The following is a 23428-nucleotide window of genomic DNA, read 5'->3' on the forward strand; positions in this document are numbered from 1 at the left end:
GCGGCATCCCGTAGAATCGATCGTCGGCCGCATCGGCCTCGAACCCACCGAACGGAAAATCGCACTCTCATGGCATCCACTGCAGACATCAAGAACGGCGTCGTCCTGTCCATCGACGGACAGCTCTGGAACGTCGTCGAGTTCCAGCACGTGAAGCCCGGTAAGGGTGGCGCTTTCGTCCGCACGAAGCTCAAGAACGTCGTCTCGGGCAAGGTCGTCGACCGCACCTACAACGCGGGCGCGAAGATCGAGATCGAGAACGTCGACCGTCGCGACTTCACGTACCTCTACAACGACGGGGACAGCTACGTCTTCATGGACGTCGCCGACTACGACCAGCTGAACGTCTCGGCCACCGTCGTCGGCGACGCGGCCAACTACCTGCTCGAGAACCAGCAGGTGCAGATCGCGCTCAACAACGGCAACCCGCTCTACGTCGAGATGCCCGCCTCGGTCGTCCTCGAGATCACGTACACCGAGCCGGGCCTGCAGGGCGACCGCTCCTCGGCCGGCACGAAGTCCGCGACCCTCGAGACCGGCTACGAGATCCAGGTCCCGCTGTTCGTGGACCAGGGCACCAAGGTCAAGGTCGACACGCGCACCGGGGACTACCTCGGCCGCGTGAACTGACCGCCCGATGAGCGCTCGGAGCAAGGCGCGCAAGCGCGCCCTCGACATCCTGTACCAGTCCGACATCCGGGGCGATGACCTCGGCGTCACCCTCGCCGCCGAGGCCAAGCGCGCGGCGAACGAGCCGGCGCGCGAGGCCTCCTGGCTATACGCCCGCGAGATCGTGGACGGCGTCATCGACGCGCAGAGCGAGATTGACGAGCAGATCGTCACGCACGCGCGTGACTGGAAGCTCGAGCGGATGCCGGCGGTCGACCGCGCGATCCTCCGCATCGGGGTGTGGGAGATCCTGCACAACGACCAGATCCCGACCGCGGTCGCCATCGACGAGGCGGTGGAGCTCGCGAAGGAGTTCTCCACCGACGACTCCGGCTCGTTCGTGCACGGCGTCCTCGCCCGCATCGCGCGCTCCTGACCCGAGGGCCGGCGACCCGGCACATCCACCGACAGACGGCATCCCGTCCGAGATACGCGGCTTCGCGTCGAGTCTCGGCCGCGATGCCGTCTCTCGTCGGCGGGGGAGTCCTGGAGAGCGACCGGATGCCGCGGCTCACCGCCCGGCCCCGCTAGAGTGGTCTCGTACAAGCAACCTTTAACACCGTCCTGTGAGGCGGAGAAGGGAGCGGCGGATGACTTCGCGCATCGTCTTGCACGACGCTGACATCGCCCGCGCACTCACGCGCATCTCTCACGAGATCCTCGAGTCGAACAAGGGCCCCGACGGGCTCGTGCTCCTCGGGATCCCCACTCGCGGCGTCACTCTCGCCGAACGCATCGCGGGGCTCATCGCGTCGTTCACGGGCGTGACCGTCCCGGTCGGATCGCTCGACGTCACGATGTACCGCGACGATCTGCACCGCAATCCCACGCGGACGCCGCGCCCCACCGAGATCCCGCCCGGCGGCATCGACGCGAAGACCGTGGTCCTCGTCGACGACGTGCTGTTCTCGGGCCGGTCCATCCGTGCCGCCCTCGACGCGCTGCAGGACATCGGCCGGCCCGCCGTCGTGCGCCTCGCGATCCTCGTGGACCGCGGTCACCGCGAACTCCCCATCCGGCCGGACTTCGTCGGCAAGAACCTGCCGAGCTCGCGTGAGGAACGCGTCAACGTGCGGCTGGCCGACGTCGACGGCGCCGAAGAGGTGACGATCGCGTCATGAGACACCTCCTCGACACCCGCACCCTCAGTCGGGACGACGCGCTCCGCATCCTCGACGTCGCCGAGGACATGCGCGACACGCAGTCCCGCGAGGTCAAGAAGCTCCCCACCCTCCGCGGCAAGACCGTCGTCAATCTCTTCTTCGAGGACTCGACGCGCACCCGGATCTCCTTCGAAGCGGCTGCCAAGCGGCTCTCGGCCGACGTCATCAACTTCTCCGCGAAGGGGTCCTCGGTCTCCAAGGGAGAGTCCCTTCAGGACACCGCGCAAACCCTGCAGGCGATGGGCGCCGACGCGGTCGTGATCCGTCACGGTGCCTCGGGAGCCCCGCACACGCTCGCGACGAGCGGATGGATATCCGCAGGGGTGCTCAACGCCGGCGACGGAACGCACGAGCACCCGACGCAGGCTCTGCTGGACGCGTTCACCATCCGCAAGCGCGTCTTCGGCGACGACAGCCGGGGCCGCGACCTCGCGGGGCTCCACGTCGCGATCGTCGGCGACGTCCTGCACTCGCGCGTCGCGCGGTCGAACGTCTGGCTGCTGACGACGCTCGGGGCCCGGGTCACCCTGGTGGCACCTCCGACGCTGGTCCCGCAGGACGTCTCGGCCTGGCCGGTGACGATCTCCTACGACCTCGATCAGGCCATCGCGTCGGCGCCGGACGCCGTCATGATGCTCCGCATCCAGCTGGAGCGGATGAATGCGGCCTATTTCCCCACTGAACGGGAGTATTCACGCCGCTGGGGCTTGGATGCCGCGCGGATGGGATCTCTTCCGACCGCTAGCATTGTCATGCACCCCGGACCCATGAACCGGGGTCTGGAGATCTCCGCCGACGCCGCCGATTCACCACGTTCGACCGTGCTCGAGCAGGTCGCGAACGGTGTCTCGGTCCGCATGGCGGCGCTCTACCTGCTCCTGGCGGGGGAGCGACCCACCACCCACCCACAGGAGGAGGCCCGATGAGCGAGATCATCCTCATCCGCGGGGCGCGGATCGACGGCGGCATCGCCGCGGACATCCTGATCCGAGACGGTGTCATCGCCGAGCTCGGCACGGGCCTCAGCGAGAACGGCGCACGGACGGTGGATGGCGACGGCCTGATCGCACTGCCCGGCTTGGTGGATCTGCACACCCACCTCCGAGAGCCGGGCTACGAGGCGTCCGAGACAATCCTGTCGGGCTCCCGCGCCGCCGCCGCCGGCGGCTACACGACGGTGTTCGCCATGCCGAACACCTCTCCGGTCGCCGACACGGCCGGCGTCGTCGAGCAGGAGCTCGCCCTGGGCGAGGCCGCCGGCTACGCCCACGTCCAGCCGATCGGCGCCGTCACCGTCGGGCAGAAGGGCGAGCGGCTCGCCGAGCTCGGCGCGATGGCCTCATCACGCGCGCGCGTCCGCGTCTTCAGCGACGACGGCTTCTGCGTCTTCGACCCGCTCATCATGCGCCGGGCGCTGGAGTACGTGAAGTCCTTCGACGGCGTCGTCGCGCAGCACGCGCAGGACCCGCGACTGACCGAGGGCGCCCAGATGAACGAGGGCACCGTCTCGGCCGAGCTCGGCCTCACGGGATGGCCGGCCGTCGCCGAGGAATCGATCATCGCGCGCGATGTGCTCCTCGCCGAGCACGTCGGTTCGCGCCTGCACGTCTGCCACCTCTCGACTGCCGGCTCCGTCGACCTGATCCGGTGGGCGAAGAAGCGCGGCATCAACGTCACGGCCGAAGTCACGCCCCATCACCTGCTGCTGACCGAGGACCTCGTCCGCGGATACGACCCGCGCTTCAAGGTCAACCCGCCACTGCGGCGGGACGAGGATGTGCGCGCGGTCCGAGAGGGACTCGCGGACGGCACGATCGACATCGTCGCCACCGACCACGCCCCGCATCCCGCCGAAGCGAAGACCTGCGAATGGCAGGCTGCGGCCAACGGGATGGTCGGACTAGAGTCCGCCCTCCGCGTCGTGCACGCCGCGATGGTCGAAACGGGTCTGCTCGAGTGGTCCGACGTCGTCCGTGTCATGTCATCGGCCCCTGCCCGCATCGGCAGGCTCGCGGATGCCGGGACCCCGATCGCGGTCGGATCGCCGGCATCCCTCGCCCTCTACGACCCGGCGCCGATCCGCGCATTCAGCACGGACGACCTGCGGGGCGGCAGTGTGAATTCGCCCTACCTGGGGCGGGAGCTTCCGGGAGAGGTACGCGCGACGTTCTTCCGCGGCCGACAGACCGTCGCCGACGGCGCGGTCGTCGCCGAGGTCGCCTCGTGACGCGCGAGGCTGCCGTCCTCGTCATGGTGGCGGTCGCCGTCCTGCTGATCGTGATCGGACTGATTGCCTGGCGACGACGATCGAGGCGGGATGCGGGCCTGACCGCCCCGGTCGGCGATGCCCCCGACGGTGCCGTCACGAGTCTCCGCTCGGAGGGACTGTACGTCGCCACGACCCGTCACGACGATGCGCTGGAACGGCTCGCGATCCGCGGGCTCGCCTTCCGGTCCCGCGTCGACGTGACCGTGACCGATGCCGGCGTGGCTCTCGATCTGACCGGCCAGCCGCGGATCTTCCTCGCCGCGGACGCCCTGGTCTCCGTGGGCCAGGCGACGGTCGCCATCGACCGGGTCGTCGAGCGCGACGGCCTCGTTCGTCTCGCGTGGACCACCCCGGAAGGCACGGTCGTCGACAGCTACCTCCGCCCGCAGGACCTCTCCGCGCGATCGCTCAGCGACGCGATCAGCCGGGTCCTCCCCGCCACCTCTTCTCCCACCTCTCCCCAGCAGATTCCCGGAAGCGACGCATGAGCATTCAGAGATTCCAAGCTCCCGAACCCGCCGTCCTCGTCCTCGAGGACGGTACCCGACACCCCGGGCACGCCTACGGCGCCCGCGGCACCACCCTCGGCGAGGTCGTCTTCGCCACGGCGATGACCGGGTACCAGGAGACGATCACCGACCCGTCCTACGCGGGTCAGATCGTTCTCCAGACCGCACCGCACATCGGCAACACCGGCATGAACGGCGAGGACCACGAGTCCCGCCGCATCTGGGTGTCGGGGTACGTCGTGCGCGACCCCTCGCGCATCGTCTCCAACTGGCGCGCCGACCACTCGCTCGAGGACGCCCTCGTCCGCGACGACATCGTCGGCATCAGCGGCATCGACACGCGCGCGGTCACCCGGGTGCTGCGATCAGCGGGCTCCATGCGGGGCGGGGTGTTCTCAGGGGATGACGCGGCGCTCAGCGACGACGAGCAGCTGCGCATCGTGCGCGAGGCGCCCGAGATGAGCGGGCAGAACCTGTCCGCGGACGTCTCGGTGCCCGCCGCGCAGGTGACCCCCGCCGTGGGCGAGAAGATCGGCAACCTCGCGATCCTCGACCTCGGCGTGAAGCAGGCCACCGTGAACAACCTCGCCGCCCGCGGGTTCGAGGTCCACGTCCTGCCGCAGACGATCTCGTTCGCCGATATCCAGGCCGTCGACCCCGTCGCCGTCTTCTACTCGAACGGCCCCGGCGACCCCGCGGCATCCGATCGTCACGTCGCGCTCCTGCGCGAGGTCCTCGACGCCCGCCTGCCGTTCTTCGGCATCTGCTTCGGCAACCAGCTGTTCGGCCGCGCCCTCGGGTTCGGGACGTACAAGCTGCCCTTCGGGCACCGCGGCATCAACCAGCCGGTCCTCGACAAGACCACGGGCCGCGTCGAGATCACGGCGCACAACCACGGCTTCGCTGTCGACGCGCCCATCGAGGGCGTCATCGACAGCCCGAACGGCTACGGCCGCGTCGAGGTCAGCCACGTGGGCCTCAACGACAACGTGGTGGAGGGCCTTCGCGCCCTCGACCTCCCGGCGTTCAGCGTGCAGTACCACCCCGAGGCCGCCGCCGGCCCGCACGACGCCAACTACCTGTTCGACCGCTTCCGCGACCTCGTGGTCGCCACTCAGGAGACGAAGAATGCCTAAGCGCGACGACATCCAGAGCGTCCTCGTCATCGGATCGGGCCCGATCGTCATCGGTCAGGCCTGCGAGTTCGACTACTCCGGCACCCAGGCGTGCCGGGTCCTCCGCGAGGAGGGCGTCCGCGTCATCCTCGTCAACTCGAACCCGGCCACGATCATGACCGACCCCGACTTCGCCGACGCGACGTACGTCGAGCCGATCACCCCCGAGGTGATCGAGACGATCATCGCCAAGGAGAAGCCCGACGCGATCCTGCCGACCCTCGGCGGCCAGACAGCCCTGAACGCGGCGATGGCCCTCCACGACCGCGGCATCCTCGAGAAGTACGGCGTGGAGCTCATCGGCGCCAAGGTCGACGCGATCCGCAAGGGTGAGGACCGTCAGGTCTTCAAGGAGCTCGTCCTCGAGTCCGGTGCTGACGTCGCGCGCAGCGTCATCGCCCACACCATGGACGACCTGCTCGCCGGTGCCGAGGAGCTCGGCTACCCCCTCGTCGTCCGGCCCTCGTTCACGATGGGCGGCCTCGGATCCGGCTTCGCGTACGACGAAGAGGACCTCCGCCGTATCGGCGGCGCGGGCCTGCGCGACTCGCCCACGACCGAGGTGCTCCTCGAGGAGTCGATCCTCGGCTGGAAGGAGTACGAGCTCGAGCTCATGCGCGACACCGCCGACAACACGGTGGTCGTCTGCTCGATCGAGAACGTCGACCCCGTCGGTGTGCACACCGGAGACTCGATCACCGTCGCTCCCGCGCTCACGCTGACCGACCGCGAGTACCAGAAGCTCCGCGACATCGGCATCGACATCATCCGCGCCGTCGGCGTCGACACCGGTGGCTGCAACATCCAGTTCGCCGTCGACCCGGCGACCGGCCGCATCATCGTCATCGAGATGAACCCGCGCGTCTCGCGCTCGTCCGCCCTCGCCTCGAAGGCGACCGGCTTCCCGATCGCGAAGCTCGCCGCGAAGCTCGCCATCGGGTACCGCCTCGACGAGGTGCCGAACGACATCACGAAGGCGACCCCGGCGAGTTTCGAGCCGACGCTCGACTACGTCGTCGTCAAGGTGCCCCGCTTCAACTTCGAGAAGTTCCCCGCCGCCGACACGACCCTCACGACCACCATGAAGTCGGTCGGCGAGGCGATGGCGATCGGCCGCAACTACACGACCGCGCTCCAGAAGGCGCTCCGCTCCCTCGAGAAGCGCGGCTCCAGCTTCCACTGGGGCCCCGAGGAGCGCTCGATGGAGGAGCTCCTCGAGGTCTCGAAGACGCCTACCGACGGCCGCATCGTCGTCCTGCAGCAGGCGCTCCGCAAGGGCGCGACGCTCGAGCAGGCGTTCGACGCCACCGCGATCGACCCCTGGTTCCTCGACCAGATGATCCTCATCAACGAGGTCGCCGAGTACATCCGCGACGCGGACGAGCTGACCGAGGACATTCTGCGCCTCGCGAAGGACCACGGCTTCAGCGATGCTCAGATCGCAGAACTCCGCGGTCTCGGCGAGACGGACGTGCGCGGCATCCGTCACGGCTTCGGCCTGCGCCCCGTCTACAAGACGGTCGACACCTGCGCGGGCGAGTTCCCGGCGCTCACGCCGTACCACTACTCGTCGTACGACCGTGAGACCGAGGTCACGCCGAGCGAAGGACGCAAGGTCGTCATCATCGGCTCCGGCCCCAACCGCATCGGCCAGGGCGTCGAGTTCGACTACTCGTGCGTCCACGCCTCGTTCGCGCTGTCGGATGCCGGTTTCGAGACGATCATGGTCAACTGCAACCCCGAGACGGTCTCGACCGACTACGACACGAGCGACCGCCTCTACTTCGAGCCGCTCACGCTGGAGGACGTCCTCGAGGTGCTGCACGCAGAGGCGCAGTCGGGCGAGATCGTCGGTGTCATCTGTCAGCTCGGCGGGCAGACGCCGCTGGGCCTCGCGAAGGGCATCGAGGCGGCCGGGTACACGATCCTCGGCACGAAGCCCGCCGCGATCGACATCGCGGAGGAGCGAGAGCTCTTCTCGCAGCTGCTCGACCGCGCGGGTCTCACCGCGCCGCGTCATGGGACGGCCACCGACGAGGCGGGCGCTATCGCCATCGCCGAGGAGATCGGCTACCCCGTACTCGTCCGCCCCAGCTTCGTCCTCGGCGGGCGCGGCATGGAGATCGTCTACGACACCGAGAGCCTGCGCGACTACTTCGTGCGCATCGCCGACCAGGCGATCATCCGCGAGGATGCTCCGCTCCTGGTCGACCGCTTCCTCGACGACGCGGTGGAGATCGACGTCGATGCGCTCTTCGACGGCGAGCAGCTCTACATCGGCGGCGTCATGGAGCACCTCGAAGAGGCCGGCATCCACTCCGGCGACTCGTCCTGCACCCTGCCGCCCATGTCGCTCGGCCGGGGCGAGATCGACCGGGTGCGCGTCGCGACGCACGCCATCGCCGAGGGCGTCGGCGTGCGAGGCCTCTTGAACGTCCAGTTCGCCGTGTCGGCGGGCGTCCTTTACGTCATCGAAGCCAACCCTCGCGCGTCGCGCACGGTGCCCTTCGTCTCGAAGGCACTCGGCATCCCGATGGCCAAGGCCGCCAGCCGCATCATGGCGGGCGCCTCGATCGCCGAGCTCGTCGCGGAAGGCCTGCTTCCGCAGCAGGACGGCTCGCGTGTGCCGCTCGACGCCCCCGTCGCCGTCAAGGAGGCCGTGCTGCCGTTCAAGCGGTTCCGCACCGCCGACGGCCGCACCGTCGACTCCGTGCTCGGCCCCGAGATGCGCTCCACCGGTGAGGTCATGGGAATCGATCGGGACTTCCCGACGGCGTTCGCGAAGAGCCAGGCCGCAGCGTACGGCGGGATGCCGACCTCGGGCACCGTCTTCCTCTCGGTCGCCGACGACGACAAGCGAGCCGTCATCCTGCCAGCGCACCGTCTGCAGGAGCTCGGGTACACGCTCATCGCCACGGAGGGCACAGCGGAGATCCTCGCGCGCAACGGCATCCGGGTCGAAGTCGTCTCCAAGTACTCCGAGACGCAGGACTCAGGTGACTCGAACGTCGTCGACCTCATCAATGCGGGCGAGATCGACATCGTCGTGAACACCCCCTCGGGCGGCATCGCGCGGGCCGACGGCTACGAGATCCGCGCCGCCGCGGTGGCTGCCGACAAGGCGCTGTTCACCACGATGGCGGTGCTCGGCGCGGCGGTGTCGGCGATGCCCGTCCTGCGGAACGGGTTCGAGGTCCGGAGCCTGCAGGAGTACGCCGCCGACCGGAAGGCGGCGGTGTGACCTCATTCGGTTCGCGGCTGGCCGCGGCGCTCGACGCCCGCGGTCCGCTGTGCGTCGGCATCGACCCCCACGCGTCGCTCCTGGCCGCGTGGGGGCTCCCGGCATCCGCTGCGGGCGTCCGCGACTTCGGGCTCCGCGTCGTGGATGCCGCGCGCACCCGTGTCGGTGTGGTCAAGCCGCAGGTGGCGTTCTTCGAGCGCTTCGGGTCAGCGGGCTACGCGGCACTCGAGGACGTCATCGGGACGGCCCGCGCAGCGGGCCTGATCGTCATCGCCGACGCGAAGCGCGGCGACATCGGGAGCACGATGGACGGGTACGCCGAGTCCTGGCTGTCGGCGGGATCTCCGCTCGAATCCGACGCGGTGACCGTGAGCCCGTACCTCGGACCGGATTCGCTGCGCGGCACGATCGCGACGGCCGTTCGAGAGGGCAAGGGCGTCTACGTCCTCGCGGCGACCAGCAACCCCGAGGCCGCAGGCCTCCAGTCCGCTGAGATCACCGCAGTCGACGCCGAGCGCGGCCAGACGGTGGCGGACTGGGTCGCGCAGCGCGCCGGCGCGGCGAACTCGTCGGCAGTGGTGGGGGAGGACCGTTTCGGTCCGGTCGGCTTCGTCGTCGGGGCTACAGTGGAGCGCGCAGATCTCGGACTGACGGATGCCTCGCTGCACCGCGCGTCCCTTCTCGCCCCCGGATTCGGAGCGCAGGGTGCCCGCCTTCGCGACATCTCCGAGCGGTTCGGTGCCCTGGCGCCGCAGGTGCTCGCCAGCGCGAGCCGCAGCATCCTCGGCGCGGGTCCCGACGGGATCGCCACCGCCATCGACACCCACAACTCCGAACTCCAGGACGCCCGACATGCCTGACTCCCGCACCCCTCCCGAGGTCGACCGCGCCGCCGCGTCGCGTCGTGCCGTCGCTGCGCGCCGCGAGCGTGCCGCCCTCAAGCGCGACGTGTCGACGCGCGTCATCAGCCCGCAGGACCTGCTGCGGCGCGCATGGGCCGAGCCGCAGTCCGCGGCCGCCGCGATGCGCGTGACCGAATTCCTCACCGCGATCCCTGCCATCGGCGAAGGCAAGCGCGACCGCATCCTCGCGGACCTGCAGATCGCCCCGGTGAAGAAGATCGGCGGTCTCGGCATCCGCCAACGGCAGGTGCTGCAGGACTACCTCGACCGTCGCCTGCCCGAGCCGCGCGCGCGCGAGGCACGGAGCCGTCTGATCGTGCTCGCCGGCCCCACTGCGGTCGGGAAGGGGACGGTCGCAGCGCACATCAAGGAGCACCACCCCGAGATCCTCCTCTCGGTGTCCGCGACGACGCGTCCGCCGCGACCGGGCGAGGTCGAGGGCGAGCACTACTTCTTCGTCGACGACGCCGAATTCGATCGGATGGTCGAGGCGGGTGAGCTCCTCGAATACGCGACGGTGCACAACGCATACCGCTACGGCACCCCGCGTCGCCCGATCGATGTGGCCCTCGCCGAAGGGCGGACCGTTCTGCTCGAGATCGATCTGCAGGGCGCACGCCAGGTCCGCGCCGCCGCTCCCGACGCGACGCTCGTCTTCCTTCTGCCGCCCAGCTGGGACGAGCTCGTGAACCGGCTCGTCGGTCGGGGGACCGAGGGCGAAGAGGAGCGGGCACGCCGGCTGAAGACCGCACGGGTCGAGCTCGCGTCGCAGGGCGAGTTCGACTACCGCGTCGTGAACGACGACGTCGCGCGCGCCGCGGCGGAGGTCGCCCGACTCGCACACTGACGCACGCCGCAGCATCCCGGCGCTTCGTTTCACATCGTTACGCTCCGATGCGGGAGCCGCGCCGGGGTCCGGGAAGCTGGACTCATGTCCACCGTGCTCGCCGCCTCCGACGCTGCCCGGAGTACGACCGCACCGCGGGGTGCCGTGTCGCTGTCGGGTGTTCGTCGGACCTTTTCCGGAGCATCCGGGCCCGTCCCCGTCCTGCGCGGGGTGGACCTCGACATCGAACCCGGTGAGATCATCGCGATCGTCGGGCCTTCGGGATGCGGCAAGTCGACGCTCCTGCGCCTCCTCGCCGGTCTCGACGCGCCGACGGCCGGATCCGTGACCGTCGACGGCACACCACTGCGCGACACGGACGAGCGCACCGCGGTCGCGTTCCAGGAACCGCGCCTGCTGCCGTGGCGCACGATCTCGCAGAACGTCGCCATCGGGATGCCGCGCGGCACCGCGCGCTCCGACGCGTCCGCTCGCGTGGCCGAGCTCCTCGAACTCGTGGGGCTGACCGCCGCCGCTTCTCTCCGTCCCCGCGAGGTGTCGGGCGGGATGGCCCAGCGGGCGTCGCTCGCGCGGGCTCTCGCGCGCGGACCCGAGGTGCTGCTGCTCGACGAGCCGTTCGGGGCCCTCGACGCCCTCACCCGCCTCCGGATGCAGGACCTGCTCCTCGACATCCATTCCGCCGAACCCACGACCGTCGTCCTCGTGACGCACGACGTGGAGGAAGCCCTCTACCTGGCAGATCGCGTGATCCAGCTGCGCGCGATCGATGCCGACTCCGAGGACTACTCGATCGCCCGCGTGATCGAGGTCCCCGGCATCCGTCCCCGTGACCGCGCCGATCGCGGGTTCACGGACCTCCGCGCCGAGCTCCTCGCGGGGCTCGGCGTCGACACCCACCGCTCAACCCTTCAGGAGACCCGATGAGCACCGTCATCCGCCGCACCGTTCCCGCCCTCGCCGTGGGTGCCGTGGTGATGCTCATGGCGACAGGATGCTTCGCCGGCGAGAACGCGAGCTCGACCTCCGACGGCGCGAGCGCCGGATCGTGGTCGACCGACACCCTCTCGATCGACTTCGCGACCTACAACCCGCTCAGCCTCGTGGTGAAGGACCAGGGCCTCATCGAGAAGGCGCTGGGCGACGACGTCGACGTCGAGTGGACGCAGTCCGCCGGGTCGAACAAGGCCAACGAGCTCCTCCGCGCCGGAGCGCTCGACGTCGGTTCGACGGCCGGTTCGGCTGCGCTCCTGGCGCGGGCGAACGGTTCGCCGATCAAGGTCATCGACGTGTACTCGCAGCCGGAGTGGTCGGCGATCGTCGTCGGCCCGGACAGCGACATCACCTCGGTCGCCGACCTCAAGGGCAAGAAGGTCGCCGCGACCAGCGGAACCGACCCGTACTTCTTCCTGCTGCAGGCGCTCGAGACCGAGGGCTTGAGCGTCAAGGACGTCGACGTGCAGAACCTGCAGCACGCGGACGGGCGCGCCGCCCTCGACGGCGGCTCCGTCGACGCGTGGGCGGGTCTCGACCCGATCATGGCGGCAGCCGAGGTCGAGTCCGGCGACAAGCTCATCTACCGGAACGTCGACTTCAACTCCTACGGCTTCCTCAACGCGACGGAAGAGTTCCTCACCGACCACGAGGACGTCGCGCAGGTCGTCGTCGACGCCTACGAGGAGGCCCGCGAGTGGGCGCTCGCGAACCCCGACGAGACCGCGGCGCTCCTCGCGGACGTCGCGGGGATCGACCCGAAGGTCGCGACGACCGTGATCGGCGAGCGCTCCAACCTCGACGTCAGCGGCATCCCCGGCGACGCCCAGCTCGCCGTCCTGAAGAAGATCGCTCCGGTCCTCGTCGACTCCGATGCCGTGACCGGTGGTCAGAGCGCCGTCGACCAGGCGCTCGACACGATCATCGAGCCGACATTCGCCGAGAAGGCCGCGGGCTGACGATGACGGCATCCGTCGACACGACCGCCACCGCTGCCGCGCCCTCGGGTGCTGCGGCGGTGCGGCCGTTCTGGTCCCGGACGAGTGTCCGCGTCGTGGGCGGCCTCGTCGTCCCGCTGGCCGTCCTCGCCCTCTGGCAGGCGGTGACGGCGTTCGGCCTCATCCCGACGTATCGTCTGCCGGCTCCGATCGACGTCGTCGGCGCCGCCGTGCAGCTCGGCGACTCGGGTGTGCTGTGGGGGCACATCGCGATCTCGGTGCAGCGCGTGATCCTCGGTTTCTCGATCGGTTCGCTCGTGGGGCTCGCCGTCGCGGCCGTCGTCGGGTTGACCCGAGCGGGCGACGTGCTCCTCAGCCCCATCCTGGCCGCGTTCCGCGCGATCCCGTCACTCGCCCTCGTCCCGTTGCTCCTGCTCTGGATGGGAATCGGCGAAGAGCCGAAGGTGACCCTCGTCGCGATCGGCGCCTTCTTCCCGGTCTTCACGACCGTCGCAGGGGCGCTCCGACACGTCGATCCGCACCTCGTCGAGATGGGGCGTTCGTTCGGATTGCGCGGCGGGGAGCTGTTCCGCTCGGTGCAGTTGCCGGCGACCGTCCCGGCACTCGTCTCGGGTCTGCGGTTGGCTCTGGCGCAGGCGTGGCTCTTCCTCGTCGCGGCGGAGCTGATCTCGGCCTCGATGGGGCTCGGATACCTGCTGACCGATTCTCAGAGCACGGGTCGTGTCGACCGCATCTTCTTGGCGATCGTGATCCTCGCGGCCCTCGGGACCCTGTCCAACGCCCTGGTCACGCTGCTCCAGCGACGCGTCCTGAGGAAGTGGACGTGAGCGGCCCGGACGTCGACGAGGTCCGTCTCGTCGAGAACCGCACCTATCCCGCACCGGACGACTTCTCGGCGCAGGCCAACGTGACCGCCTCGGCGTACGTGGACGCGTCGGCGGATCCGACCCGGTTCTGGGAGACGGCGGCCGCGCGCCTGGACTGGGTCACGCCCTGGCACACCGCGCTCGACTGGCGCCCGCCCGTCCGCGACGCAGACGGTGAGCTGTCGATCCCCGCCGCGCGCTGGTTCGACGGCGGCACCCTCAATGTGGCCGTGAACTGCGTCGACCGCCACGTCGCTGCCGGCCTCGGTCAGAAGGTCGCCCTCCACTTCGAGGGCGAACCGGGAGATCGCACGACGGTCACCTACGCCGACCTGCAACGCCGCGTGTCCCAGGCGGCGAACGCGCTCGTCGCTCTCGGCATCCAGCCCGGCGACCGCGTCGTCGTGTACCTGCCGGTCCTCGTCGAGACGGTCGTCATCGCGCTCGCCTGCGCGCGCGTCGGTGCTGTTCACTCTCTCGTCTTCGGGGGCTTCTCGGCCGAGGCTGTGCGGTTCCGGCTCGAGGACACCGGCGCGAAGCTGCTCGTCACGAGCGACGGGCAGTTCCGGCGCGGGGGAGAGGTCGAAGTCAAATCCGCCGCGGATGCCGCCGCAGCAGGCCTTCCCGAGCTCGAGCACGTCCTGGTCGTCCGACGGACGGGGAACGAGGTCGAGTGGACCCCGGGGCGCGACGTCTGGTGGCACGACGTCGTCGACACCGCGTCGACGGTCCACGACGCCGCGGCGTTCGATGCCGAGCATCCGCTCTTCATCATCTACACGTCGGGCACGACCGGGAAGCCGAAGGGACTCGTCCACACGTCGGGCGGATACCTCACCCACGCGAGCTGGGCCCACTGGGCGCACTTCGACGCGAAGCCCGACGACGTTCACTGGTGCACCGCCGACCTCGCGTGGGTCACCGCTCACACCTACGAGATCTACGGTCCGCTGTCGAACGGACTCACGCAGGTCATCTACGAGGGCACCCCCGATGCGCCCCACCGGGAGCGCCACCTCGAGATCATCGAGCGGTACGGCGTGACCGTGTACTACACGGCCCCCACCCTCATCCGCACCTTCATGACCTGGTTCGGCGAGCGCCTCCCCGAGGGCCACGACCTGTCGAGCATCCGTCTTCTCGGCACCGTCGGCGAGGCGATCAACCCCGCCGCGTGGGCATGGTTCCGCCGCGCCTTCGGGCGCGACGAAGTCCCCGTGGTCGACACGTGGTGGCAGTCGGAGACCGGCGCCGCGATGATCGCGCCGCTGCCGGGAGTCACGACGCTGAAGCCGGGATCAGCGACCGTGCCGCTGCCCGGGATCGACGCCGCCGTGGTCGATCCCGACGGGCGAGAGGTCGAGCCGGGCAGATCCGGCACGCTCGTCGTCCGTCGTCCCTGGCCCGGGATGGCGCGGACCGTCTGGGGGAACCCCGAGCGCTACCGCGACTCCTACTGGTCGACCTATGCCGGCCACGGCGAGCACGGTGGGTACTACGTCGCGGGCGACGGAGCGACGCGCGACGCCGACGGCCACATCTGGATCCTCGGCCGCCTCGACGACGTCGTGAACGTGTCGGGCCACCGGCTGTCGACGATCGAGATCGAGTCCGCCCTCGTCGCGCACGCCGCGGTCGGAGAGGCGGGGACCACCGGAGTGGTCGACTCGCTGACCGGCCACGCCGTCGCCGCCTTCGTCGTGCCGTCCGGCGCGGGGGAGCCGGATGCCGGGGAGCTCCGCGCGCACGTGGCGCGCGAGATCGGGCCGATCGCCAAGCCGCGGCATGTCGTCGTCGTGCCCGATCTCCCCAAGACCCGCTCGGGCAAGATCCTCCGACGCCTCCTTGCCCAGCTGTGGGAGGCCGAACAGGACCGCCGGGCGGGCCGCGAACCCGCGCCCCTCGGCGACACCACATCGCTGCAGAACCCCGATGCCGTCGCGCGTATCGCCGCCGCCCTGGCGGCGGCGTGACCGGCGCATCCATCCGCCAGAAAGAGATCATGACTGACGAACACCGCTTCGGCTTCCGCACGCGCGCGCTCCACGCCGGCGGCACCCCAGATGCCGCCACCGGCGCCCGCGCCGTGCCGATCTATCAGACCTCGTCCTTCGTCTTCGACGATGCGACGGATGCCGCGAACCTGTTCGCGCTGCAGAAGTACGGCAACATCTACTCGCGCATCGGCAACCCCACCGTCGCGGCACTCGAAGAGCGCCTCGCATCGCTCGAGGGCGGCATCGGAGCGGTGGCCACCGCGTCGGGGATGAGCGCGGAGTTCATCACGTTCGCCGCGCTCGTCGGCGTCGGCGACCACGTCGTCGCTTCGGCGCAGCTCTACGGCGGCACGGTCACGCAGTTGGACGTCACGCTCCGCCGATTCGGGGTCGATACGACCTTCGTCGCCTCCAGCGATCCGGCCGATTATGCGGCGGCCATCCGGCCCGAGACGAAGGTCCTCTACGTCGAGACGATCGGCAACCCGTCGGGCGAGATCGCCGACATCGAGGGGCTCGCCGAGGTGGCTCATGCCGCCGGCATCCCGCTCGTCGTCGACTCGACCCTCGCGACTCCCTACCTCGCGCGACCGCTCGAGCACGGCGCCGACATCGTCATCCACTCGGTCACGAAGTTCCTCGGCGGACACGGCACGACCCTCGGCGGCGTCGTGATCGAGAAGGGGACCTTCGACTGGGGGAACGGCAAGTTCCCGCAGATGACCGAGCCGGTCGCCTCGTACGGCGGCATCAAGTGGTGGGACAACTTCGGTGAGTACGGCTTCCTCACCAAGCTCCGGAGCGAGCAGCTCCGCGACATCGGAGCCGCCCTCAGCCCGCACTCGGCTTTCCTGCTGCTGCAGGGCATCGAGACCCTGCCGCAGCGCATCGACGCGCACGGTGCGAACGCGCGGATCGTCGCCGAGTGGCTCGACTCCGACCCGCGCGTGTCCTTCGTCACGTGGGCGGGCCTCCCTGATCACCCCCACCGCGAGCGGGCGGAGAAGTACCTCCCGCTCGGTCCGGGGTCGGTCTTCGCGTTCGGCGTGAAGGCCGGAGGCGATGCCGCGAGTGACGAGGAACGCGTCGCCGCGGGTCGGCGAGCGGGCGAGGCCGTCATCGACGCGCTCCAGCTCGCCTCGCACCTCGCCAACATCGGCGATGCCCGAACCCTCGTCATCCACCCCGCCTCGACGACGCATCAGCAGCTCAGCGCCGACCAGCTCGTCGCCGCCGGTGTGCCGGCTGACCTCATCCGCATCTCGGTGGGTCTCGAAGACCCCGAGGACATCGTGTGGGACCTCGATCAGGCCCTCACCGCCGCGACAGGAGTCTCCCGATGACCGACGCGAACGCCTGCGCCGTGCCCCAGCCCGCCCCGACCGAGGGAGCCGCGTGTGCGCTTCCCGGCGCGGCTCCGGCCGTGCACGCGAAGCGCACCTGGCCCGCCGCGGGTCCCCAGGAGCGGTTCGAGATCCTCCGCCGTGCGAAGACCATCGCGATCGTCGGCGCGTCCGACAACCCGGCGCGCGCGAGCTACTTCGTCGCGACCTACCTGAGCGGCAGCTCGCCGTACGACGTGTACTACGTCAATCCGCGGGCGAGTGAGATCCTCGGCAAGCCCGCCTACGCGTCGCTCGCGGACCTGCCCGTCGTCCCCGACATCGTCGACGTCTTCCGCAAGCACGACGACCTGCCCGGCGTCGCGCAGGAGGCGGTGGATGCCGGGGCCTCGACGCTCTGGCTGCAGCTCGGCTCGTGGCACGAGGGCGCCGCGAAGATCGCCGCCGACGCAGGGCTGTCAGTCGTCATGGACCGGTGCGTCAAGATCGAGCACGCGCGCTTCCACGGCGGGCTCCACCTGGCGGGCTTCGACACCGGGGTTCTCAGCTCGAAGCGGCAGCTGCTGAGCCGCTGACGCGGCGCGCGCCGGCGCGTCGCGACCTGTAGACTGAGTGGATGCCGCGCCGCTTCAGAGTGCGCTCAGGCAGACAACTCGCCTCACCGATCCTGGAGGACCACCATGGCCAACCGTGACCAGGGCATCATCGACCCGCCCATCGACGCACTGCTCGACAAGGTCGACTCGAAGTACCAGCTCGTGATCTACGCATCCAAGCGCGCGCGTCAGATCAACGACTACTACTCGGACCTCCACGAGGGGAACCTCTTCGACAACGTGGGCCCGCTCGTCGACTCGAACGTCGAGGACAAGCCCCTGACGATCGCCCTCCACGAGATCCACGAGGACAAGCTGCGCCTGCGCGCGGCGGAGTGACCTCGAGCTCATGACCCGGGCGCCACACGGCGTCATCCTCATGCCCGCGTGTCCCCCGTGTCGGGGACCGCGGGCATGATGGTTTTCACACCCCCGATCCGCCCTCTGGAGGACCGATGAGCGCGCTGCGCCTGTTCACGTCGGAGTCTGTGACCGAAGGTCACCCCGACAAGATCTGCGACCAGATCTCCGACAGCATCCTCGATGCCCTCCTCGCCGTCGACCGCGGCAGCCGCGTCGCCGTCGAGACGCTCGTGACCACCGGACTCGTCCACGTCGCCGGCGAGGTCCGCACCGACGGGTACGTCGACATCCCGGGGATCGTCCGCCGCGTCGTGAACCGCATCGGGTACACCTCCTCCGAGACCGGCTTCGACGGCGACTCGTGCGGTGTGACGGTGTCGATCGGCGAGCAGTCGGGCGACATCGCCGCGGGCGTCGACAACGCGCTCGAGCACCGCGAGGGCGGTTCCGTCGACCCCGTCGACGCGCTCGGCGCGGGGGACCAGGGCATCATGTTCGGCTACGCGACGAACGAGACGCCCTCGTACATGCCGACCGCGATCTGGACGGCTCACCGGCTGGCCGAGCGGCTCACCGACGCGCGTCGCAGCGGCGCGCTGCCGTTCCTACGTCCCGACGGCAAGACGCAGGTGACCCTCGGCTACGACGGCACGACGCCGCGGACCGTCGACACGGTCGTCCTCTCCACCCAGCACCACCCCGACATCTCGCTCCCGGCCCTCCGCGCTGCGGTGCAGGCCGAGGTCATCGACCCCGTCCTCGCGCAGACGGGGCTCGACGTCTCGGGCGTGCGCTATGTGATCAACCCGGCCGGACCCTTCGTCGTGGGCGGCCCGAAGGGCGATGCGGGCCTGACCGGACGCAAGATCATCATCGACACCTACGGCGGCGCCGCGCGTCACGGTGGCGGGGCCTTCAGCGGCAAGGACCCGTCCAAGGTCGACCGCTCGGCGGCGTACGCGATGCGCTGGGTCGCGAAGAACGCCGTCGCGGCAGGGCTCGCCGACCGCCTCGAGGTACAGGTCGCCTACGCCATCGGCCGTGCCGCCCCCGTGGGGCTGTACGTCGAGACGTTCGGAACGGGGCACGTCTCGGACGAGAAGATCACCGCCGCGATCCGGGAGTCGTTCGACCTCCGGCCGCAGGCGATCATCGACGACCTCGACCTCCTGCGTCCCATCTACGCCCAGACCGCCGCCTACGGACACTTCGGGCGCGAACTGCCCGAGTTCACATGGGAGCGCACGGACCGCGTCGACGCCTTGCGGGCCGCCGCCGGGCTCTGACGCCCGTGATCGCCGTCGCGCGGATCCTCCTCGATTCGCCGGTTCCCCAACTCGATCGACTCTTCGACTACGCCGTACCGGGCGCCCTCGACGCCGACGCCCAGCCAGGTGTGCGGGTGAAGGTCCCGCTGCGCAGCGCCGGGCGGATGATCGAGGGCTGGGTCATCGAGCGGGCCGAGGTCGAACCCGGCGGGCGGCCGCTGTCCGAGGTGGCGTCCGTCGTCTCCCCGGTGCCGGTGCTCCCGGCATCCCTCTACGCACTGGCGCGACGTGTCGCCGACCGGGCCGCCGGTTCGGCGAGCGACATCCTGCGCCTCGCGGTGCCGAAGCGGATGGTGCGGGCCGAGAAGGCCTGGCTCGCCGCCGCTCCGCCCGAGGTGCCGCAGGTGGATCCGGATGCCGCGACCCGCGCGCACGCGCTCGCATCGCCCTATCCCGGGCTCGCCGATGCCGTCCTGTCGGGGGAGCGGGTGGCGATCGACGCCCCGCCGCATCCGACTCCCGGAGCCCTCCGCGGAGCCTGGGCGGACCTGCTCGCGGGCCTCGCCGTGCTCGTCCTGGACGGCGGCCGGAGTGCGCTTCTCGTCGTCCCCGACCACCGCGACCAGACGCAGCTCCTCGACGCCCTCGCGGCCCTGGTCCCTGGAGACGCGATCGTCCGCGACGACGCCCGGCGCTCGGGGCCGGAGCGATACGCGACGTACCTTCGGATGCTGAGCGCCGCTCCCTGCATCGTGGTCGGGAACCGGTCCACCGTGTACGCGCCCGCCCACGATGTCGGCGCGGTCTTCGTCTGGGACGACGGCGACACGCTCCTTGCCGAGCCGCTCAGTCCGGGAGTCCACGCACGCGATGCCGCGCTCGTCCGTCAGGAGGAGGAGCACTCCGCGCTCGTCTTCGCGGGGCACACGCGCACGACCGACGTCGAGCGTCTCGTCCAGCTCGGGTGGGTGCGGGAGCTCCCTGCGTCGCGCCGGGTCAGTCCGCGGGTCGTTCTGTCCGCCACGCACGAGGCCGAGCACCGCGGTGCCCGGGTCCCCTCGGCCGCCTTCGGCGCGGCGCGGGAGGCGTTGCAGCACGGGCCGGTGCTCGTCCAGGTCGCCCGGCCCGGGTACTCGCCCGTCCTCGTCTGCGCGGAATGCCGCACCCCCGCCCGGTGCCGGCACTGCTCCGGCCCGCTCCGGGCCCGCCGACCGGGGGCGACGCCGGACTGCGGGTGGTGCGGCCGGTCCGCGCCGAATTGGACGTGCGCCAACTGCGCCGGCACACGCTTCCGGATGGCGTCGTCGGGGAGTGAGCGGACGGCGGACGAACTCGGTCGGGCGTTCCCCGGCATCCGGGTCATCGTGGCCGACGGCGACCATCCCGTCGCGTCCGTCGACGGCAGGCCTGCCCTCGTCATCGCCACGCGCGGAGCGGAGCCCCCGGCGGAGGGCGGCTACCGTGCCGTCATCCTCCTCGACGGCGACAAGATGCTCATGGCCGAGCAGTTGCGGATCGGCGAATCGTGCCTGCGGTGGTGGTCGAACGCCGCCGCGCTCGCGGCTCCCGGCTCGCCCGTCCACCTCGTCGGTGTCACGGGACCTGTCGCCCGCGCCCTCGCGACGTGGACCCACGCCGCCTACGCCCGCGCCGAGCTCGCGGATCGGGCGCCGCTGCTGATGCCCCCGACCGTCCGGGTCGCCGCCGTCGACGGGGCCGCGGCATCCGTCGACCGTGCCCTCGTGGAGCTGCGCGAGGCCGTTCCCGAGCTCGGTCCGCTGTCGGTGCTCGGGCCCGTGCCCACCGAGGACGGCGCGCGCGCCCTCGTCCGGGTGGACTACGCGCACGGCCGTACGGTCGCCGAGCAGCTGCGGGCCTCGGTCGTGGCGGACGCGGTCCGCGGTCGACGCCGGGGTCCGGGGCCCCGGACTACACTCAGGGTTCGGCTCGATGTGCCCGAGCTCGATCTGTAAGGACCTGCATGCGCGTCGTTTTCGCCGGAACCCCCGAACCGGCCGTCCCGTCCCTCCGCGCCCTCGCGGCCTCGTCCCACGAGGTCGTCGGCGTCGTCACGCGACGCGACGCTCCCATCGGTCGCAAGCGCGTCCTGACGCCCTCGCCGGTCGCGGTCGCGGCGGAAGATCTCGGGCTCCCGGTCGTCAAGGCGGACCGCCTCGACGACGCCGCGACGGCCGAGATCGCCGCACTCGGCGCGGACCTGGGCGTCATCGTCGCCTACGGCGGGCTGGTGCGCGAACCGCTCCTGTCGACACCGCCAAACGGCTGGATCAACCTGCACTTCTCGCTCCTGCCGCGCTGGCGCGGCGCGGCGCCCGTGCAGCACGCGCTCATCGCCGGCGACCGCGTGACCGGCGCCGCCGTGTTCCAGCTGGTCCCCGCCCTCGACGCCGGTGACGTCTTCGCGGAGCTCCGTTACGACGTCCCGCGCGGTGCCACGGCGGGAGACGTGCTCGCCGACCTGGCTGCGTCGGGTGCGGAACTCGTCACGTCCGTCGTCGACGCGATCGCCGACGGCTCCGCGATCGCGACGCCCCAGATTGGCGAGGCCACCCTCGCGCCGAAGCTCTCGCAGACCGACGGCGCTCTGGACCTCGCCGAGCCCGCCGACCGCGTCCTCGACCGCTTCCGCGGGACGACGCCCGAGCCCGGTGCCCACGTGTCGCTCGACGGTCAGCGGGTGAAGGTGCTCGCCGCGCTCCGCGGACCCGACGCTTCTCTCGAGGCGGGACAGGTCGCGCTCGTCGGACGCGACGTCGTCGCCGGGACGGGGGAGGGAACCGTCCTTCTCCGGACGGTCCAACCCGCCGGCAAGGGGGCCATGAAGGCGGCTGACTGGTGGCGCGGGCTCCGCTCCGACGATCCCCGCATCGACCTCCCCGGAGCGGCCTCGTGAGCGCCGCCCGCGACGTCGCGTACGCGGTCATCCGCTCGGTTGGCGAGGACGACGCCTACGCGAACCTGCTCCTGCCGCGCGAACTCGAACGCGCTCGACTGTCGACGGCGGACGCCGCCCTCGCCACCGAACTGACGTACGGCACGCTCCGCCGTGTCGGGACCTACGACGCGATCATCGAGATGGCGGCATCCCGACCCGTCTCGGGGATCGACGCGCCCGTCCTCGACGCCCTCCGACTCGGCACGCACCAGCTCCTCGCGACCCGCGTCCCCGCTCACGCCGCCGTCCACGAGACGGTCGACCTCGTCGGCCGCGTCGCGGGTCGGCGCGCGACGGGGTTCGCCAACGCCGTCCTCCGCCGCGTGTCGGAACGGGACGAGGAGGAGTGGCTGACCCGCATCGGGGATGCCGCCCGCTCCGACGACGAGCGCCTGGCCGTCCGGTTCGCGCACCCCGTCTGGATCATCCGCGCCTTCCGGCGCGCGCTGGCCGCCGAGGGACGTGCCGACGAACTCCTGGACCTGCTGGCGGCGGACAACGCGGCGCCGACGGTGACCCTCGCCGCCCTGCCGGGCGTCGGGTCGATCCCGGACGACGAGGAGCGCACCCCGTTCTCGCCCATCGGATTCCGACTTGCCGGTGGTGACCCGGAGCGGATCGTCAGAGGCTCGGGCGGTGCAGTCCGCGTGCAGGACGAGGGATCTCAGCTCGCGGCCCTCGCCCTCTCCCGTGCCGTCCCGGTCCGCGCGGGGGAGCAGTGGCTCGACCTCTGCGCCGCGCCCGGCGGCAAGACCGCCGTGCTCGCCGCCGAGGCGGCGGCCGCCGGCGCGACCCTCGAGGCGAACGAGCTGTCCGCGGCCCGCGCACGACTCGTCCGCCAGTCCGTCGCCGCGGTCCCGCTCGAGGTCCCCGTGTCGGAGGAGGACGGCCGTATCCGCGCGGGCCGAGGCGTCTACGACCGAATCCTCGTCGACGCCCCCTGCACCGGTCTCGGCGCGCTCCGGCGCCGCCCCGAAGCGCGGTGGCGGAAGGCCCCGGCCGACGTCCCCGAACTCACCCAGCTGCAGACCGAACTCCTCACCGCGGCGTTCGACGCACTGGCCCCCGGCGGGGTCGTCGCCTACGTGACGTGTTCGCCCCACCTCGCCGAGACCGCGGGCGTCGTGTCAGAGGTCGAACGCCACTTCGGCGACGCCCTCACGCAGCTCGACACACGCGCCGTCCTCCGGCAGGTCGCCGGCGATGCGATCGATCTCGCGGAGCCTGCGGACGGATCGGGACGCGCCCAGCTGTGGCCTCACCGCCACGGCACCGATGCGATGTCGATCTGGCTGCTCCGGAAGAACTGAGCGGG

21 protein-coding genes are annotated in these 23428 nt (G+C 70.8%); all 21 read left to right on the top strand.

The annotated features are described in order from the left end of the window. Positions 1-69: 69 nt before the first annotated feature. The 21 genes from efp to QE428_RS11960 all read left to right on the top strand — a co-directional run bounded on the left by efp (position 70) and on the right by QE428_RS11960 (position 23423). The gene (efp, locus tag QE428_RS11860) at positions 70-630 is read left to right on the top strand and encodes an elongation factor P (RefSeq protein WP_091353554.1); all 561 of its coding nucleotides are present in this window, start codon (positions 70-72) and stop codon (positions 628-630) included. A 7-nt stretch (positions 631-637) separates the two neighbouring features. Beyond that, the gene (nusB, locus tag QE428_RS11865) at positions 638-1045 is read left to right on the top strand and encodes a transcription antitermination factor NusB (RefSeq protein ID WP_091353558.1); all 408 of its coding nucleotides are present in this window, start codon (positions 638-640) and stop codon (positions 1043-1045) included. Between the two features lie 214 nt (positions 1046-1259). After that, positions 1260-1790, top strand: coding sequence for a bifunctional pyr operon transcriptional regulator/uracil phosphoribosyltransferase PyrR (gene pyrR, locus QE428_RS11870; protein ID WP_133399591.1), 531 nt, complete (start codon positions 1260-1262; stop codon positions 1788-1790). Next, the gene (locus QE428_RS11875; protein ID WP_307469461.1) at positions 1787-2758 is read left to right on the top strand and encodes an aspartate carbamoyltransferase catalytic subunit; all 972 of its coding nucleotides are present in this window, start codon (positions 1787-1789) and stop codon (positions 2756-2758) included. Before pyrR ends, QE428_RS11875 begins: the two co-directional genes overlap by 4 nt. Beyond that, entirely contained in the window at positions 2755-4059 is a 1305-nt protein-coding gene (locus QE428_RS11880) for a dihydroorotase (protein WP_307469464.1), read from the top strand. The genes QE428_RS11875 and QE428_RS11880 overlap by 4 nt, the downstream gene beginning before the upstream one ends. Then, entirely contained in the window at positions 4056-4589 is a 534-nt protein-coding gene (locus tag QE428_RS11885; RefSeq protein ID WP_091353572.1) for a hypothetical protein, read from the top strand. Before QE428_RS11880 ends, QE428_RS11885 begins: the two co-directional genes overlap by 4 nt. Next, on the top strand, positions 4586-5746 hold the full coding sequence (gene carA / locus QE428_RS11890; RefSeq protein WP_307469469.1) for a glutamine-hydrolyzing carbamoyl-phosphate synthase small subunit: 1161 nt from the start codon (positions 4586-4588) through the stop codon (positions 5744-5746). Before QE428_RS11885 ends, carA begins: the two co-directional genes overlap by 4 nt. Continuing rightward, positions 5739-9026, top strand: coding sequence for a carbamoyl-phosphate synthase large subunit (carB, locus tag QE428_RS11895; protein ID WP_307469472.1), 3288 nt, complete (start codon positions 5739-5741; stop codon positions 9024-9026). The genes carA and carB overlap by 8 nt, the downstream gene beginning before the upstream one ends. Then, positions 9023-9886: an orotidine-5'-phosphate decarboxylase gene (pyrF, locus tag QE428_RS11900; protein ID WP_091353580.1), complete on the top strand. Its 864-nt coding sequence runs from the start codon at positions 9023-9025 to the stop codon at positions 9884-9886. The genes carB and pyrF overlap by 4 nt, the downstream gene beginning before the upstream one ends. Continuing rightward, positions 9879-10775: a guanylate kinase gene (gene gmk, locus QE428_RS11905; RefSeq protein ID WP_091353583.1), complete on the top strand. Its 897-nt coding sequence runs from the start codon at positions 9879-9881 to the stop codon at positions 10773-10775. The genes pyrF and gmk overlap by 8 nt, the downstream gene beginning before the upstream one ends. 84 nt (positions 10776-10859) lie before the next feature. After that, positions 10860-11699 (top strand): ABC transporter ATP-binding protein, encoded by an 840-nt coding sequence (locus tag QE428_RS11910; protein WP_307469475.1) that lies wholly within the window; start codon positions 10860-10862, stop codon positions 11697-11699. Continuing rightward, positions 11696-12724: an aliphatic sulfonate ABC transporter substrate-binding protein gene (locus tag QE428_RS11915; RefSeq protein ID WP_307469477.1), complete on the top strand. Its 1029-nt coding sequence runs from the start codon at positions 11696-11698 to the stop codon at positions 12722-12724. Before QE428_RS11910 ends, QE428_RS11915 begins: the two co-directional genes overlap by 4 nt. 2 nt (positions 12725-12726) lie before the next feature. Next, complete coding sequence (locus QE428_RS11920) at positions 12727-13551, top strand: ABC transporter permease (RefSeq protein ID WP_307469480.1); 825 nt, start codon at positions 12727-12729, stop codon at positions 13549-13551. Continuing rightward, positions 13548-15563, top strand: a complete 2016-nt coding sequence (gene acs / locus QE428_RS11925; RefSeq protein WP_307469483.1) for an acetate--CoA ligase — start codon at positions 13548-13550, stop codon at positions 15561-15563. The genes QE428_RS11920 and acs overlap by 4 nt, the downstream gene beginning before the upstream one ends. Before the next feature lie 29 nt (positions 15564-15592). After that, positions 15593-16930 carry an O-acetylhomoserine aminocarboxypropyltransferase/cysteine synthase family protein gene (locus QE428_RS11930; protein WP_307469486.1) on the top strand — a complete coding sequence of 446 codons (1338 nt, stop codon included), beginning with the start codon at positions 15593-15595 and terminating at the stop codon, positions 16928-16930. Then, positions 16927-17505, top strand: a complete 579-nt coding sequence (locus QE428_RS11935) for a CoA-binding protein (protein ID WP_307469489.1) — start codon at positions 16927-16929, stop codon at positions 17503-17505. The genes QE428_RS11930 and QE428_RS11935 overlap by 4 nt, the downstream gene beginning before the upstream one ends. Before the next feature lie 105 nt (positions 17506-17610). After that, positions 17611-17865 (top strand): DNA-directed RNA polymerase subunit omega, encoded by a 255-nt coding sequence (gene rpoZ / locus QE428_RS11940; protein WP_064002061.1) that lies wholly within the window; start codon positions 17611-17613, stop codon positions 17863-17865. Positions 17866-17981: 116 nt separating this feature from the next. After that, the gene (gene metK, locus QE428_RS11945) at positions 17982-19175 is read left to right on the top strand and encodes a methionine adenosyltransferase (RefSeq protein ID WP_018186759.1); all 1194 of its coding nucleotides are present in this window, start codon (positions 17982-17984) and stop codon (positions 19173-19175) included. Positions 19176-19180: 5 nt separating this feature from the next. Continuing rightward, positions 19181-21130 (top strand): primosomal protein N', encoded by a 1950-nt coding sequence (locus QE428_RS11950; RefSeq protein WP_307469499.1) that lies wholly within the window; start codon positions 19181-19183, stop codon positions 21128-21130. 8 nt (positions 21131-21138) lie between these two features. Beyond that, positions 21139-22071, top strand: a complete 933-nt coding sequence (fmt, locus tag QE428_RS11955; RefSeq protein WP_307469503.1) for a methionyl-tRNA formyltransferase — start codon at positions 21139-21141, stop codon at positions 22069-22071. After that, complete coding sequence (locus QE428_RS11960; protein ID WP_091353607.1) at positions 22068-23423, top strand: RsmB/NOP family class I SAM-dependent RNA methyltransferase; 1356 nt, start codon at positions 22068-22070, stop codon at positions 23421-23423. Before fmt ends, QE428_RS11960 begins: the two co-directional genes overlap by 4 nt. Positions 23424-23428 lie beyond the last annotated feature (5 nt).

The organism is Microbacterium sp. SORGH_AS_0505, assembly GCF_030818715.1.
In the GTDB taxonomy this organism is placed as follows: domain Bacteria; phylum Actinomycetota; class Actinomycetes; order Actinomycetales; family Microbacteriaceae; genus Microbacterium.